The organism is Hyphomonas polymorpha PS728 (assembly GCF_000685315.1).
Lineage (GTDB): Bacteria > Pseudomonadota > Alphaproteobacteria > Caulobacterales > Hyphomonadaceae > Hyphomonas > Hyphomonas polymorpha.
Window position 1 is genome coordinate 1 of record NZ_ARYM01000021.1, and the last position, 15,632, is coordinate 15,632.

Consider the following 15,632-nt stretch of genomic DNA (forward strand, 5'->3'; position numbering starts at 1 on the left):
CACCTATGTCTCAGGTCGCTCACAATGCCTTACCGGAAGCACCACATTTCCACAGAAGTACGTGGAAGCACGGTGGAAGCACGAACTTAGAAGCCAGATTTCTACGGCTCCTTTGCTTTTCCGGTCGGCCGCCCCGAAACTTCCCCCCCTTTCGACGAGTTGGCATGCCTGCCAGTGTTCGCAGCGAAGTCGGTGAATTTAAACGCAGCCGCCGGGTTAGCAAATCTGGTGGACCACTGCTGAGGGGCAGGCCATGCTGAGCCCGTGCATGCCGCTCTCGGCGGCACCGTTAAGACAGACTTTCCATTCAATGCGGGACCGGTTGGGCCTCGGGTTACGGAACATCTCGATGCAGTCAAACACGTCATGGCGTGCTTCTTCGCGGGTCTTGCAGCATCTTCTCACCGGGTTACTCGCCACAGGAAGGCTCGATCAAACCGCGCTCCCGGGAAACGCTGTCCAGTTCATGCAACAGGCTGCGCGTCCAGCAGCTTCCTGTCCTTCAGCCACAATGTACGCTCATGAAATTTCGCGACAGTCTGCCTGTGCGCCACGGATATGACGGTGGCGTCCGGCAGGCTTAACTTTATTGCCGCGTAGGCGGCCTCTTCAAACTCCGTATCCAGCTGACTTGTTGCTTCATCGAGGACAATCACCCGCGGCCTGTGCAGCAGGATGCGCGCAAAGGACAGGCGCTGCACCTCTCCTCCGGAAAGTATCTGGAGCCAGTCCGTTTCCTTGCTGGACGCCGAGAGAAGATCTGTCAGCCCCGTCAGTTCAAGGACTTTTTCAATTTCGGCTTCAGTTACCTCCAGGCTGAAATCTGGATAGACCAGCGCATCCCTCAGGCATCCCACCGGAACATAGGGCTTCTGCGGCACGAACATGACCGCATTCGACGCTAGGGAGACCCTTCCCTGCGCATGTGGCCACAGGGTGGCAATGGTTTTCAGAAGCATGGTCTTGCCTGAGCCAGAACGGCCGCTCACCAAAACCCATTCCCCCTCATTGACAACAAGATCTGCCTTGTCGAGGAGGACCTCGCCATCCGGACGAAAGATGCTGAGCGCTTCACATCTTATGGCGACCGGGGATTCTTCTGCCATACGCGTAACACCGCGGGGATACTTCCCGACAGACGCAACGGAGCGTTCAAATCCCGACAGGCGGTCGACCGTTGCCGCAAACGCAGCAAGCACGACGTAATTGTCCACGATCCAGGACAGGTTCTCCACCACCTTGTTCAACGCATTTGCTGTCTGAAAAACTCCTCCCAGCGGTATGGCACCGGAAAAATAGGCCGGGGCAGCTATTATCAGTGGAAAGATCAGATTGGCCTGGGCCAGGCCGGTGACGGAAAAAGTCACCCGCTTGGTCACATTGATCATCTCAGCAAAATTCCCGGCGACGCGTCGGAACGTCGAGCCAAGACGCCGGTTTTCGCGGGCCTCCCCTCCGTGGAAGGCAATACCTTCTGCAAACTCCCGTACTCTGATCAGGGCGAACCGGAAATCCGCTTCAAGACGCTGCTGGTCAAAGCTGAGCCGTATGAGCCGCTGTCCCAGGAAATGCGTCAGCGCCGTGCCGGCTGTCGCATAGAGGATAGCGATCCAGACAAGGGAACCAGGAACCGGAGCTCCGAAGATGCTGACGTCTTCGGACAGTCCCCACAAAAGAACAATGAAGGAGAGCATCGAGACCACATTGCGAAAGAGGCCGAACCCGAGTTCGAGCATTTTTGCAGTGTAGAGATTGATGTCTTCGCTGATACGCTGGTCGGGATTATCAAGCCCTTCGTCCCTCAATTCCAGAAGATAATATGTGTTTCCCGCCAGATAAGCATCTGTCAGCCGTTTCGTCATCCATATCCGCCAGCGAAGCTGCAGGCGCTGCTGAAGGTAAAGCGCATATACGGTGGCGAGGACATGGATGATCAGCAGCGGGGCGAAGCCTATTGTCAGCCCGCCTCCGGCATCGGAAGACCATGTCAGCAACAAGGACAGGAATGTCGTCCAGTCCTTCTGCTCGAGCGCATTGAACAATCCACGCTGCCAGTAGGTGAAGAGAACGGCGACTCCGACCAGGATCAGGGTCAGCAGCAGAACGGAGACCAGCAGGGTCCACGCGGCGATACGCTCCTCGCTTTTGAAGTATGGCCGGGCCATTTCCAACCCCGCGCCAATCGACGCGATCGTCCCCCCTTCCTTCCTGGCCACGTCGCGTTCCCCCATATGCTCCCCCGCCCATACCCTTCGAGCAACGCTCTAGATCCGGCAGTATCCGAACCGGTTCTGAAATCCCCTGAACCTTTGCTGAATATCATCAGCAACGCGCTCGGGAAGTTCGCCCTGCCACGTGCCGCTTTGTCCCACCCTTGCATGCCCTGCGCTCAGACGTGCAGCAACAATGCTGTTGGCATCCTTCAGGGAGTCCCCGATCCTGGATATGGACATCCTGTCAATGCTCTGAAGGAGCGTCGCAGGATCGACACGGATCCTCCAGAAATTCAGAAGACGCATAAGGCATGCTGCTGGATCCGCCAGCATCTCCTCGTATCGCAGAATAGGGACTGCGCGGGCTGCCAGGTAGTTCACCCACCGCTCGAGATCTCCATGGTGGTACAGCGGGTTACCTTCGATCCGGCCAAGGAAATACTCGAAATAGAAAGTTGAGATGTCCGGGTAGCGCGCCGCCTCATAACCGTTCTGCTCGTCGCTTCGGGTGGCCTCATGATACCAAGATACCACGACATCCCTCAAATCCCTGACGAGGGCCACACTCCCCGAACGACCGCAAGCGTGATAGGCGATCTCGATATCCGCGCAATGAACCTGATAGAGCTGCTGGTCCGTTGACAGGCCGAGAACATCGCCAAGCAGGGCCATGAGCCAGATGGACCCTGATTTGGGAAATCCGTTCACTATGAAACGTTCGGATGCCAGAATCTGCCCGGGTGATCGTACTGGCCGGGCATAATGGCCGTGGGATTCCTCAACCGGTCCGTACTTCAGAAGAGACAGCGGATAAAGCTCTCCGCCACGCCGCCTCGATGAAATCTCCCGCAAAAAGCGCTCACCATCGAGGACAAATATCCCGGATGCCGCATCAATGCAGGGCGCCGCCTCACCAGCGAAAACCAGAATGGCGTCACCAGGAAGAGGTGCTTGCTGCACGGCGGAGCCGGACAAATCCGGACTGTTGCCTGCTGTATGCGGAGGAAGCGTCACGGGCCCGGATGACATCCGGCCGATAGCGCCCTCATAGGCCAGTATAGAACGTATCTCCGCCAATGCCTCCGGCAGGACCTGGTCAGGCGCGACAACAAATAATCTCATTCATCCCCATTCCGGTCAAACCGTCCAGTTTCCCTTCGAACAAGCACAAAGTCAGCCGCAGGAAAGATTCTGGCGGCCAAGTCAGCTTTCGATGTTGCAACCTCCCGTTTTTTTTGCAAGCTTTTCATCGGGGGAGACGGTTCCTCCGGAACGAATGTACTGAAGGGAAGACAATGACAAAGTCCAATACCATGACATCCCGTCTGGAGCAGGCGCGCGCTGCTTTCGCAAAGGGCCAGCTTGAGGCCTACAAGCCTCTCGAAACAACTGGTACTGATCATGTCCGCGCAACGGCAGCCGCCTCCTGGGGACCAGCGATGCGTCGCTAGTGGGTAAGGTGTCAGCGGGCCTAAACCGTGAGGGCGCCGGCCCGTTGATGTCTTCTCCGGATGAACCTCTTCAGCTGAAAGTGTCCCTTGGCGGAAGGCTTCATAGCAATGGTAAATGACAAGGCCCTTGTTTCCGGGTTCGGTCCCATCGAGATGGTGGTTCTTCAGGGAACGTCCTACTGCAACCTCAACTGCTCTTACTGTTATCTGTCCGAAGAAAGCCGCCGGCACTCGGCGACCATGACGCTTGAGACGATACAAAGAGCCTTCGAGGAAGTTACATCGAGCCCCTTCACCGGAAGCAGGCTGAGAGTCAGCTGGCATTCGGGGGAACCTCTGGTCCTGAAACCGGATTATTACCGCGCAGCCATAGAGACAGTCCTGAACGTCAGAGACGGGTCCCCGAGGCCTGATCTGGTCATCGATTTTGACTTCCAGACGAATGCGACTCTGATCAATGCCGCGTGGATTGAATTCTTCAAGGAATATGAGGGTTTGGTGACACTCGGGGTGAGTTGTGACGGACCAGCTGAGCTTCATGACCGCCATCGGAAAAACTGGTCGGGCCGGTCGAGCCATGCCGCCACCGAGCGCGGCATGCAGGCACTCAGCGAAGCCGGTATACCGTTTGATGTCACCGCCGTCATTTCTCCAGACGGGCTTGATGAGCCGGAACTCTTTCTGGCGTACTTCGAGCCCTTCGTTCCGTTTATCCGGGAGTTTCACTTCAATCTTCATGACGAGCTCTTCATCGACACCCGGGACAGAGCAGGCGCATCTTCCTATGTGATGCGCTACAAGGCATTCCTCAGCCGCTTGCTGGATCTGATCGCTTCGGGAAACTACAAGACACCGAAAATACGCAACTTCGCCTCGTTCTATAATCGCCTCTTCGTTCCGGCGGCCGAGCGGCCGTCCTATGACGCGCGAAGCATGAGCGCTCCTTTTAAAACCGTAAGCATAGAGATGAATGGGGACCTCACGACCTTCTACGCCGGGCTCACGCTGGACGAATGTGGCGATCAGAAAAACCTCTATGGGGATGGACGGGGTCTCGTGATCGGGAACATCCTCGAAAGTTCACTTTCAGAAATGGCCGGTTCGGAAAAGCTGAAGCTCATGATGCATGATTTTGAAACCAGTCACTCGGCCTGCGAGTCATCCTGCGACTATTTCGATGTCTGCTCAGGCGGTTACAATCTCATCAAGCTCAGACGTCACGGAACTTTCGGCGCCACAGAAACTCCGGAATGCCTCGTACACGTCAAGGCTTTTGCCGACGCTGTGCTTGAACATATGTCCGGGTCCCTGCAAGCGGCCGGCTGACCTATCGCGACATGTAACAACACGGCGGAGCAAACCCTGACCGGACCCACGATGTTCCCGCGCCCATACCTTGCGCTTGACAGATTGTCTGTCGACGGACTGACAGAAGATGACGTACGGGAAAGTCTTCTCCCGCTGATCCGATCCAATCATTATACGGTCGACCAGGAGCGGGGTATCGTGAGGGTGGAGGGTCCGGACACAAGTTATCATGAAATAGATCCTTTCCTTGATCAGGGACTTTCCTATTGCAGGATTGACAGGTCCAAGCAGGATCCGGCGGGCTTCCACATATCGACCCCCCTGTTCGACGTTTGTCTCGAGGACAGCTGGTGCGGCTTTTTTCTCGCAGGCCGGATCGCGCATCTTCCTCCGGAGATGCCTCTAATCATTATCCACCTTGATGATCATACCGACATGATGTCGACCCTGCTTCTCGCCGGGGAGCACCTGACCGACCCCTTCACGGGGGAACAGTTCTTCGCGGACAATCCACAATGCTGGCCCGGAGCGATCGCTTCAGGCGCTGTTGGTATCGGCAGCTTCCTGACACCGTTCTTTTCTCTGGCCCGGCGTCTTCACATCGCCCATCTGAGCGATGGGCCCGGACACGCAGGCCTATACAATGTAGAACCTTCAGTCATACGCCACCCCCTTCTGGAAAGCACAGGCTTTTTCGATATCAATCTTGATCCGAATGATGACAGATTCGTCAGTCTGAGGACGTACTCGAAGTCCGACGATCCGGTAAGACTGATTGAGGGGGCCAGCGCTGATCGTAGCACATATGTCGTGGTTCACATTGATCTGGACTACTTCATAAATGATTTCAACGGGAATCCGGCTCCGGATTCGTATCAGCCCAGCCCTGAACTCCAAACAGCAGCACTCGATAAAATGGATGCGTTCTTCGATGCCCTGAAGGGGCGGCGTGTAAATGTGGACCGATGGATGATCGCCACATCCCCTGGTTTCTGTTCCGGGTATCACTGGGAATTCCTGATTGAGGCCTTGAGCACTCGGATCCGTTCCTGCGCTCGCCCCCGATCAGGCCGGCGCTGAGGTGAAACAAGCCGTCAGCATGAATATGTGTTCTCCTTCCGCGAGGCGGCGGCGGCCATGCAGGACCCGTGAACCAAAGCCCAGCATGATACCTCCCGCCGTCGTTGCAATCGTCTTCCTGGGAACCACTACTCCGCCCTCGTCTTGCCTGTACAGTGTGAGATGCAAACCCGATTCCCCGGGATCATTGCCAGGCGTTGTCGCATCCAGATAGAAAAGCAAGGTTACCTCGCAGTTTTCGACACCATCCAGATGTGCTGCCAGAAAATCACCGGCTTCATAATAGGTGTAGCAACTTGCATTCCATGAGCAGGAAAACTTCCGCCCGAACAGGGGCTCAAGGATCTCCGATGACGCCGCGTTTTCAAGCAGCTCACGCCCTTTCATGCCGAGTGGTGCGAGGGACGAGCGATACTGAAGTTCCCCCTGCCCTTCGGCCCTGAGCGCGGAGTTTCGGGCATCAAGGCATTCATCCTTCAGTTCTCGGAGGAGCGACAAAGGTATTGAATCTGGAATGAACACGAAGCCGTCATTCTCCAGCAAAGAGAGCAGCGCGGCCGACCGTGTACGTTCGAAAAGCGTTGGATCAACTGTTGACATGTATACTCTCCCCCTGAACGCCTTGCGATACCTGCACGTCTCTTCTACCAATATTAGAACAATACATCCTGCAGTGAGGCAAATGAAAAAATGACCGCTCAAGGCGAGGCGTCTCCACGTGTTCAGGACCGGTACTGCGAGGTAGCGATTGTCGGCGGTGGGCTGGCAGGTTCCGTTCTTGCCCGAGAAATCGCTGAAACCAAAGACGTGATTCTAATCGAGCGCGGCGGGCGCGAACAAGGCCCCGTCGACACGGCATGTGAAGAAGGCCAGGTCAGCGGCCTCGACTACCCGCTGGGACTTACACGAGACTTTCGGCTGGGAGGAGCCACTTCGATCTGGGCGGGATACTGCGCCGAGTTTGACGCAGGCGATTTTGAGGAACGCCCCGGAATACCGCTCAGCGGCTGGCCCTTCGCAGCTGGGACACTTGCCCCCTTCAGGCAGCAAGCCGCAAGGATCATGAACCTTTCCGGCGTCAGTTTTGATCCGTCTGTTCTGCTGATGGACGCGAGGAACCCCTTACCATTCTGCCCCAAAGGTCTGGTTGCGACCAGCTGGCGTTTCGGCAAGCCGGTTCTCCGCCTTCTGGAACACTGGAACTGGGATCAGATTGAAGCGGGCGGGGCGCAACTGATGACTTCCACGCGTGTCCTGGAGGTCATCCCTGCTGCAGACAAGTCCGGAGTGGATCATCTGATATGCCTCGACGGGCATGGCCACCGGTTCAGGGTTTTCGCAGATACATATGTGCTTGCCGCGGGCGGGCTTGAAACCGCCCGCCTGTTATTGTCGTCAGACGCTCCAAATGGGGTAAGCAACAGCTCGGGGATGGTCGGGCGAGCTTTTTGCGAACATCCGCATTTCACCGCCGAAGAATTTGTCCTTGAACCTGACCACCCGATTGCCGCCTGGGCTGAACGGGGAACCGACCGGGCAGGTCATGACTTCGCATTCTGCATGGGAGTACCGGACGAGCGTCGCGCAGAGTTGGGAATCCTCAATGCGCGGGCCCATGTGTTCCGTACACCGAAGATGGATATGAGTGAAACTCCGCGGCTGGGACTCTTCCTCGAGCAGGCGCCCGACAGGCAGAGCCGAGTCTCGCTTTCAAGCAAAAGGGATGCTGACGGCGTCCCGCTCCTGAACCTTGAATGGTGCCTGTCGGAGCTTGATAAGCGCACAATTCACGAAACTTACGACTATGTTTCAGAGATGCTGGAGGCGGCGGGCGCCGGGCGGAGGGTCGGGCCGCTGAAGAAAGAAGATATAACTGCAGATCGTATCATGCATTCAAACCATCAGCTGGGGACAACGCGAATGAGCCGTGACCCCGCGTCGGGCGTAGTGGATGAAAACTGCCGCTCACACGAGCTTGACAATCTTTACATCATTGGAGGCAGCGTCTTTCCGACAGTCAGCTGGGCCAATCCAAGCTATACGCTTCTTCAGCTGACCCTGCGCCTAGCAGAACATCTGAAGCTGCAGCATTAACCAGGAAATTCGGAGCGAGCCACATGACACAGGGTTATTCACACATCGGGATGTCAACACACGACATGGACGCAACGATAGCATTCTACACACGTGTGCTGGGTTTTGTTCGCGTGGCAGACCAGGTCACGTCAATCCGAGAAGGTGGGCAGATCAGGCAGGTGTATTTTGATCTTGGCCGGGACGAATACCTCGTCTTCATGGAAGCCCGCGACATCGCAAGCATCCCGCAGGATTACCCGACCGGCATCAACTCGGCCCTTGGGACGCCTGCGGGCATGTACCACCTGGCCTTCAAGGTCGACACGCTGGAAGCCCTGCAGGCAAAGCGCTCGGAGTTGCTCGGGGCCGGAGTGGATGTATCCGACTGCATCGACCTGGGGCACGCGCAGTCAATCTTTCTGGCGGACCCCAACGATCTCCAGATCGAGTTCTGCTGGCACAGCCGACCATTTCGACCGGAGGATCTCGACAGGAAAGACATCGCCAGTATCGCGGCATGAACCTGCGGAAGAAACGGGGAGTGTAACCGAGGCAGTTTACCCCTCGCGACTTGTTGCGTTCCTGCCCTGAACGAGTTTCGCCCATTCTCTATGGAAAACTGGCATTCATTCTTCATTCGAGCCGCCGCTGCAATGTTCCGGAAAAGGTGATGATGGCGAGAGAGACAAGTATCCAGCCGGCTATGGAATAAGCTGCCTTGAAGTACTTCAGGGCGGCGACCTGGACATCGACACTCACGACCCCGAACACTTGAGGGAATGTCGCGAGGCGGGTTGCACCGTTTGCAGCTCCGACCCGGCATTGGGACTCCTGCCGAAAGTCAATCAGAGGCACAAATACGTCTATCGCATAAATAATGGGGTCTATGTTGCGTCCGCACCAGATATTATCGACAATGTCAGTGGACGCCAGCGCTCCGATGCGTGTCTCGGAAACACTGGCTGCAACGGGCTGCTGATCAACCACGAGCAGTTTCTGGGTGTTCGCATACCAGAAGACCCCGGCTCCGAGGACAGCAGCGAAGAACAACGTCATCAATGCATTCACCGGCTTCAGTCCGTCTCCGAACAACCAGTGAAACAGTTGGGAGCATAGCAATATCGTTAGCCTCGGCAAACGGAGGCTGATCGCCCCGCGCTGTATCTCCGCGAACTTTTGCCGACGGTCCCTGTTCTGCTTCTCGATGAACACATCTCTTGCCTCATCCACGCGGCCGTCGCGTGCGAGCATCCGGCTCAGCCACATATAGGGCTGGGGATCGTGCGCAGGCATCCGCGAAAGCCATTTAAGGCGGGCGCTAACGCAGGCAGCGGAATCCCCATTTAAAGGATTCATGCTAGGGTGCAGGAGAGCTTCATATCTGAAGCCGCTCAGATCAATGACTTCGCCGTCCCGGGCGTAACCGGTGGATGTATCACACAAGACCCTGACTTCCGCATGGGCGAGCCGGATCGCTCCAGCGATATCATTTGCCTCTAAAACGAGGTTACCTTTCACGCTGGCCCATCCGAGGTCGAGGATAAACTCCCTGAGCGACGATTCTGAGGCAGGGTCGTCAGAACGCCTGCTCGCCTTGAACCTGTAGAGGCCCAAATCACCGTCGATACGTGCTCGCAGGAGGTTGACGTCCCCGCGAGTGAAAGCGCCTCGTCCGAACAGGAAGCTCTGACCGACATGCAGGTCCATCGCGTCGAGAGCGAGTGTCCTGTTCTCGCCGTCAGCACGTCTTCCAACGAACATGGCCGAATTCGCATCAAGATCACCGCGGATTCTGGCACCAGACAGCTTCACGGTACCGACGCAGCCAGCCGAATGGAGTTCCAGATTGCCTCCGACCGTCGCTTCTTCCAAATCGACGGCAAGCTGCTTCTGTCCCAAAATCCGTGCGCCCCGCAGTAACAGATCGCCCCCTACATCGACCCTGCGCAGATGCAGGCCTCCGCGGGTGCGGCAGTTATCCGAAAGAATAAAATCATCCTCAATGCGGCACGCCTCTGCTGACAACGCACGCGCGTGTCCCTGAATTTTTGTTGGCTGGTTTGCATCAGATTCCAGAAGGGCGTTGCTGAGAATGACACTCCCGCGGACCCGGGCCAGATCGAGATTGAATTCGCCCTTGCAGGCGAACGAAGGAAAGCGTGCGTAAACCCCTCCGACATCGCACGACATCGCATCGAAAGCGCCCCCTTCTCCGGCGCGCAGCCGCGCACCACCGAGCCAGACCTCGCCCTTTACCACTGCCAGGTGCAGATTTATCCCGCCATCGAACACGCTACCATCATTTGCCCTGACAGAGCCCATAATGATGGCACCCGCCAGTTTCAGAGCATAACGTGTATCGTGCGGCGGGAATGTTCCCGGGGCCCTGAGAACGGGTGATCGAAGGACTGAATTGCGGGCAATCAGATCTCCTCCGATGCGAGCGTCCTTCATGTTGATCCAAAAATGAGTTTCCGGGTCATCATCCTGTCCGGCCGCATCATTGCATCTGGCACAGATCGTCTGTATAGGCACTATCTCTTCGGTATAGAGAGCTTCATCGGCCAGGAGACGATCAAACTCTGCCTCGCCGTCGACTTTGTTGCCCGCCACGCCCCAATCGTGATCGCCATTGCTGGACATTGGCCCGGATCTGCTGACGTCCAAGGATCGAGCGATATCGGCGGCAATCGCCCGAAGCTCGGAGAGCCGGCAATTCACGAGGCTCACAGCCCTTATGCAGCAGTCCGAAACATCGACATCTGCATCGCACGGATCGAGTCCTTCGCGGAGAAACTCACAATTCTCAAGCAGCAGGGGCGGGAGGCTGCGCCCCCCGTCACCTTGACACCCACTGAGGTCTATTCCCCCGACGATCCTGCCATTGCGTATCCGGATACCCGATGACGCCTGAGAAGAAAGACAAGCGGCATCGTCGCCCGTACTGGGTTTATCCGGGGCCTGAATGTTCAGGAGCGCCTCGCGAATCAGGTTGCCGCTAAGCACGCCACATCCGGGGGGCTCGCTGGCCAGGTCCAGCCATTCTCCACGAGCCATGAACTCCCTTAGCCTGGCAAGCTGGCCCTGATGCGTTGGTTCATCGCTTGATCCGGCATTCATGGTGTGTCCCTTGGGTGTGGAAGGAGTATATTAGAAGGTCATCTGACGGGACCCCGCAAGCCCCCGAAGCGTTTCTTTCGCGAGTTTCCGTTTCAGCAATTCATAGGGTCTGCTTCTTTCAAGTTTGCTGCAGGCAAAGGCTCAGGCTCCGAGTTCTGCATCTGTCCTTGCGACCGGCGCAGCGCGGCATTCCTGCTTTTGTATCTGGGAGGCAATTTCACAAACTTACTCAGCCCCCAGAGAACTGGATCGTTTCGGTTTAGAGTTTCCGGTATTCTGGAGCCAAGCTGGGAGGAGACAGAAGTATGCGAGCATCGAAGTTCACGGACGCGCAGAAGGCGTTAATTATCAAGCAGGGTGACTCGGGGATTCCGGTGGCGGAGATCTGCCGCAAGGCAGGGATCAGCCAGGCAACACCGCGACGCAACAATCACTAGGCCGCGAAGGTTACAACGCGCTGTACGGCTATTTTTCCGGTCACTACGGCTATGGCACAGTGCTCAAGAACTCGGCGCAAGACAAATGCCTCGCGGGGACCATGAGCCGCGCTTTGTTTGCAAAGTCTCTAAAAGACCTGCGCTGATAGTTAAGCCGGAACTCGAGTCACCGTCAAAGGATCGTGGGCGGCCCGAAAGGCCATGTCAGAATGGTCTCATCCTCCAGTGCAATCGGCAGCGCATCAAATTGCATCGGTCAAGATCGACGCCGCCCTATCGCGTACTTTAATATCCGTTGCGCCTGACCAAGCCCCGATAATGCCTCCAGTCGATGCAAGGATCCGGCCTTCAAGAGAGGGGGCCGGATTCCATACCGATGACGCACCCGTAGCCGTTCGGTCCAGTCAATGCTTGGCGGCCAAATATTTGGCGAAAGCGAATGGCGCATTGGGGCCAAACCCAGTCCCACCGGCTATCCGATAATATCTGCCGATTGATGGTCCGCATCCGCTTCATCGAGGCGCGGTGCTTCTTGTTGGCACTCCGCGCAGAGGCGAGTGTGCGTAGCGTACGGCAACCTGCTCAAGTGCCCACAACCCAAGGGTAATGACTTTCCCTCTATGATGGCACGCTTTCTGCATGGCCCTGCGCAGTCAGCAAAGGGAGCACGCCATGGCCGAGCCCGGTTCGCTTATGGATGCAAGCTGCATCCGCTTCGATGCCGCCAGCGAACTAATCGCGCAGCGCGATCCCGCAATCACGCGCCTTGCGGCCCTCGACCTGCTCGTCCGCGCCGTCTGGAATGGAGACTTCGAGCCGCCTCCGCTGTCATTGGACTGGCCTACCCCTGCACAGCACGAAGCCCGCGCTCATCCTGACGCCTGGATGTTCGTGCCGATCTCGGTACCCCGTGTCCTGCTGACCAAGGAACAGGCTGCGCTCTCGATCCGCCCCGTAGAGCTTTACAAGGCGGGACGCGATACAATCATCAATGTCATGCACTGCAACGGCCATCTGCCGGGCGACGCTGAAGGCTGGCACGCCTTGCTGGACTGGAAGGTCGAAGAGTCTGCGCGGCGACAGGCAGAAGCACTCTCAGCGCTCGCCCGGATTCCGGTGTCCGCCTATAGCGCAGAGGCCCGCGACTATCTTGCCAGTCTGATAATTCCCCGGGCAAAGCTGCAAGCCTGGCTCGATAGCTGCTCAGCGAACTTTCACGGCCTTTTTGTCCCTGCAGAGCGGGCAGCCCCTGCCCCGCCCGATGCTGCCAATGACACGGGCGAAGCGGCCACTAGCCATCGTCGCGGCCGCCCCGTGCTCGCGGCCTGGCCGAGGATCGAGGCGGCCGCCCACCAGATCAACCGGGAACATCCGGATCTGCCGCGCAAGGTCCTCGCGGGACAACTGCATGCGCTTGCCTTGAGCGAGTTTGACGAAGACGACGTCCCCAACGAGGCGACAATCCTGCGCCGGCTTGGAAGCATTCTGGGGGACGCAGGAGCTTCGTCCCAGAACGAGGCCTGACAGGTCGCCGTCCTGCGCGCAGCGCAATTCTGCTGCAGCTCCGTCAGATCTGCGGGACCTTTCTGGGCTCTGCCGGAATAAGACGAAATCATTCCTCTTTTTCGCCTACGGGCGCCGTGCTGGCCTTGGCTCACGCACACTGAGGAGGAAAGGCCTTGAGCAAGCACAATCACGATTTTCCGCCGCTCGATGAGATCCTGAAGGACAATCCCGGCTGGCTCGATGAAGCGATCGACACCCCGGCCGTCTCCAGACTCACAGGTGTTCCGATCTGTACCCTTACGACCTGGCGCTGCCGTGGCGGCGGGCCGCGCTTCCTGAAATTCGGCAAGACGGTGCGCTACCGCCGCCGCGCCGTCCTCAGCTGGATGGCCGAGTGCGAAGCGCCGTATACGGACCGCGATGGGGTGATCCATGGCTGAACCGACACAGCCCCTTTCGATCCGCCTCGCCACCAGCGACATCGACCACCTCACCGAACGCGCCCGGCGCATTTCCGGCACGCCGACCGGCGTTGCCCGCGAACTCATCCGCTCCGGCCTCTCCGACGGCGACCCGTTCGCACAGGCCGAGCGGCTGCTGAAAATCGAACGAAAGCTCGCCTCTCTCGCGCAGGACATGCAGCTCGCCCTGAAGGCCTGTGATCAGACAACAGATAGTCTCGGCCGCCTCGAAACCATGTTCGACGCGCTGCTGCGCGCGCTCGGCGGCGAACCTCCGGAGGGAACGCCCCATGCCTAAAGTCAAACACATCCTCGGCGCCCTGACTTTTGCATGCGCGGGCCTGACCTGGCTCTATCATTGGCAGGCTTTCGAGCGGTCACCGCCCGTCTACGTGGTCGAAGGCCAGCCCTACTATCTTCACCCGGGAAGTCTTGCGACCTGTACAAAAGCCGGAGCCTTTTCACTGCTCTGGGCCCCGGGCGCCCGCGAGGAATACCAAAGTTGCGAAGACTGGTTTCGGCAGAATGGCGTCTGGGACGACGTCCTTCAGCGCTGGCAGGTGCTCGGGGGCGGAGCGGCCCTGACCCTGATCCTGGCTGCCGGGTTTGCGCTGGCCATCAGGTTCGAACCGCCGCCGCCGAAGATCGTGCGCGGCCCGCGGCGTTTCACCGGCCAGAAGGCCCGCAGCGCCATCGGAAGGATCAGCCGACGCGAAGCGCGCCAGACTGGTGGGGGCATCACGTTCCCGCCGGGTATCGCGATGAGCCGCGACCGGGAATCCCGCCACATGCTGATCACCGGCGCGGTCGGGTCGGGCAAGACACAGACGATCCAGCATCTCATTCTCGAAGCGATGCAGTTCGGCGACAAGATGCTCGTGCTCGACACCAAGGGCGACATGACTGAGCGCCTGCCCGGCAAGATCACCCTCATCGCGCCGCAGGATGAGCAATTCAAACAGACGCCGATCGTGTTTCGTCTCGCGCGGCCAGGCAGGCCACATAGACACGCGGCCTCTCAGCCACAGGCAGTGCGCCATCCGGCGCGGTCGTGATCGGGTCTGGCATTTTTCTCGCTCCTTCCCGCCCCGTTCCTCCGCGCATCAGGCGGGAGGGGGCGGCACAAGGCGCGCCGCCGGGGCGTACAAGGCGGGTGTGCACGGGGTCAGGTCGGACGATGCACAGGCTTCACACGGCTCTCCCCCGCCCCCCGTGCATACGCGCCGCGCCCCGGCAAAAGCGACGGGCCGTCTCCTCCCGCCGCACGCGGACACCCTCCGACGCTGCACACGCCCGGCGTCACCTCACGGCCGGACATACGCTGGCACGGCTCACCGACTGACGACGCCTCCCCACGCCCCTGCCAGACCGGATCGCACGGGCGACCCCCTTGGCCCTGCCAATGGGAAGCGTCCGTGCGGCGCCCCGCCGGCGAGCCCCCGCAGCGCGGCGGGCGCCGAACAGGCGCGCGCCACGACCGGAGACGAGCCGGGCCGAAGGGGCCGCCAACGGCGTCCCCATCGAACAGCCCCCTCGCCAGAGGGGCGGGGCGCAGAGGGATCTTAACTTGCGCGCAGCATACCTCTAAGTTGCCGGACTGATGGGGGCCCGAATGACACCGCAAGAATTCATCGATAAATGGCGCCGGGGGCAGCTGAAGGAGCGCACGGCGCCCCAGTCTCACTTCATAGATGTCTGCCGCCTGCTCGGGCTGGCAGACCCCGTGGCGGTCGACCCGGCGGGCGAATGGTTCACGTTCGAAAGGGGCGCGTCCAAAGCGGCGGCGGCGAAGGCTGGGACCGACGTCTGGCGCAAAGACTGTTTTGCCTGGGAGTATAAGGGCAAGCGCAAGGACCTGGATCTTCTCCGCTTCGTCCCAGAAGCGACGTATCCGCTTGCCCGCCATCGATAGATCCGCCCTGGTGTCCACTGTCGATAGTGGGCACCATCACCCTCTATCGAACACACTAGCATGAATGG

At 58.6% G+C, this 15,632-nt stretch carries 13 protein-coding genes and 1 pseudogene; 10 read left to right on the plus strand and 4 right to left on the minus strand.

Features of this window, described 5'->3' with window-relative positions:
• Positions 1-464: 464 nt before the first annotated feature.
• Both HPO_RS15405 and HPO_RS15410 read right to left on the minus strand, forming a co-directional pair.
• Complete coding sequence (locus HPO_RS15405; protein WP_051612670.1) at positions 465-2,231, minus strand: ABC transporter ATP-binding protein/permease; 1,767 nt, start codon at positions 2,229-2,231, stop codon at positions 465-467.
• Between the two features lie 33 nt (positions 2,232-2,264).
• Positions 2,265-3,335 (minus strand): sulfotransferase domain-containing protein, encoded by a 1,071-nt coding sequence (locus tag HPO_RS15410; RefSeq protein WP_035600670.1) that lies wholly within the window; start codon positions 3,333-3,335, stop codon positions 2,265-2,267.
• Positions 3,336-3,751: 416 nt separating this feature from the next.
• On the opposite strand from HPO_RS15410, the gene HPO_RS15415 reads away from it, so the two are divergent.
• Together HPO_RS15415 and HPO_RS15420 are read left to right on the plus strand one after the other, a co-directional pair.
• Positions 3,752-4,990: a radical SAM protein gene (locus tag HPO_RS15415; protein ID WP_157532875.1), complete on the plus strand. Its 1,239-nt coding sequence runs from the start codon at positions 3,752-3,754 to the stop codon at positions 4,988-4,990.
• A 180-nt stretch (positions 4,991-5,170) separates the two neighbouring features.
• Complete coding sequence (locus HPO_RS15420; RefSeq protein WP_157532877.1) at positions 5,171-6,052, plus strand: hypothetical protein; 882 nt, start codon at positions 5,171-5,173, stop codon at positions 6,050-6,052.
• On the opposite strand, the gene HPO_RS15425 is transcribed toward HPO_RS15420, so the two are convergent.
• The gene (locus HPO_RS15425; protein ID WP_035600679.1) at positions 6,038-6,652 is read right to left on the minus strand and encodes a 2OG-Fe(II) oxygenase; all 615 of its coding nucleotides are present in this window, start codon (positions 6,650-6,652) and stop codon (positions 6,038-6,040) included. The genes HPO_RS15420 and HPO_RS15425 overlap by 15 nt on opposite strands.
• 90 nt (positions 6,653-6,742) lie before the next feature.
• Here HPO_RS15425 and HPO_RS15430 point away from each other — a divergent pair, with 90 nt between their 5' ends.
• On the plus strand, positions 6,743-8,146 hold the full coding sequence (locus tag HPO_RS15430) for an FAD-dependent oxidoreductase (protein WP_035600680.1): 1,404 nt from the start codon (positions 6,743-6,745) through the stop codon (positions 8,144-8,146).
• Between the two features lie 50 nt (positions 8,147-8,196).
• A complete protein-coding gene (locus HPO_RS15435) occupies positions 8,197-8,649 on the plus strand; it encodes a VOC family protein (RefSeq protein WP_277813440.1) in 453 nt (150 codons plus the stop codon).
• 112 nt (positions 8,650-8,761) lie between these two features.
• Here HPO_RS15435 and HPO_RS15440 read toward each other — a convergent pair whose 3' ends face one another.
• Positions 8,762-11,248, minus strand: coding sequence for a hypothetical protein (locus HPO_RS15440; RefSeq protein WP_157532879.1), 2,487 nt, complete (start codon positions 11,246-11,248; stop codon positions 8,762-8,764).
• A 305-nt stretch (positions 11,249-11,553) separates the two neighbouring features.
• Here HPO_RS15440 and HPO_RS20360 point away from each other — a divergent pair.
• From HPO_RS20360 to HPO_RS15475, 6 genes and pseudogenes are all read left to right on the plus strand, one after another.
• A pseudogene (locus HPO_RS20360) lies at positions 11,554-11,664 on the plus strand (transposase); the annotation flags it as partial.
• A gap of 693 nt (positions 11,665-12,357) precedes the next feature.
• Positions 12,358-13,209, plus strand: coding sequence for a hypothetical protein (locus HPO_RS15455; protein WP_035600691.1), 852 nt, complete (start codon positions 12,358-12,360; stop codon positions 13,207-13,209).
• A gap of 155 nt (positions 13,210-13,364) precedes the next feature.
• Positions 13,365-13,631 (plus strand): helix-turn-helix transcriptional regulator, encoded by a 267-nt coding sequence (locus HPO_RS15460; RefSeq protein ID WP_051612671.1) that lies wholly within the window; start codon positions 13,365-13,367, stop codon positions 13,629-13,631.
• On the plus strand, positions 13,624-13,950 hold the full coding sequence (locus tag HPO_RS15465) for a hypothetical protein (RefSeq protein ID WP_035600694.1): 327 nt from the start codon (positions 13,624-13,626) through the stop codon (positions 13,948-13,950). The genes HPO_RS15460 and HPO_RS15465 overlap by 8 nt, the downstream gene beginning before the upstream one ends.
• Positions 13,943-14,707 (plus strand): helicase HerA-like domain-containing protein, encoded by a 765-nt coding sequence (locus HPO_RS15470; protein WP_035600697.1) that lies wholly within the window; start codon positions 13,943-13,945, stop codon positions 14,705-14,707. The genes HPO_RS15465 and HPO_RS15470 overlap by 8 nt, the downstream gene beginning before the upstream one ends.
• A 557-nt stretch (positions 14,708-15,264) precedes the next feature.
• On the plus strand, positions 15,265-15,564 hold the full coding sequence (locus HPO_RS15475; RefSeq protein WP_035600699.1) for a hypothetical protein: 300 nt from the start codon (positions 15,265-15,267) through the stop codon (positions 15,562-15,564).
• Positions 15,565-15,632: the final 68 nt, after the last annotated feature.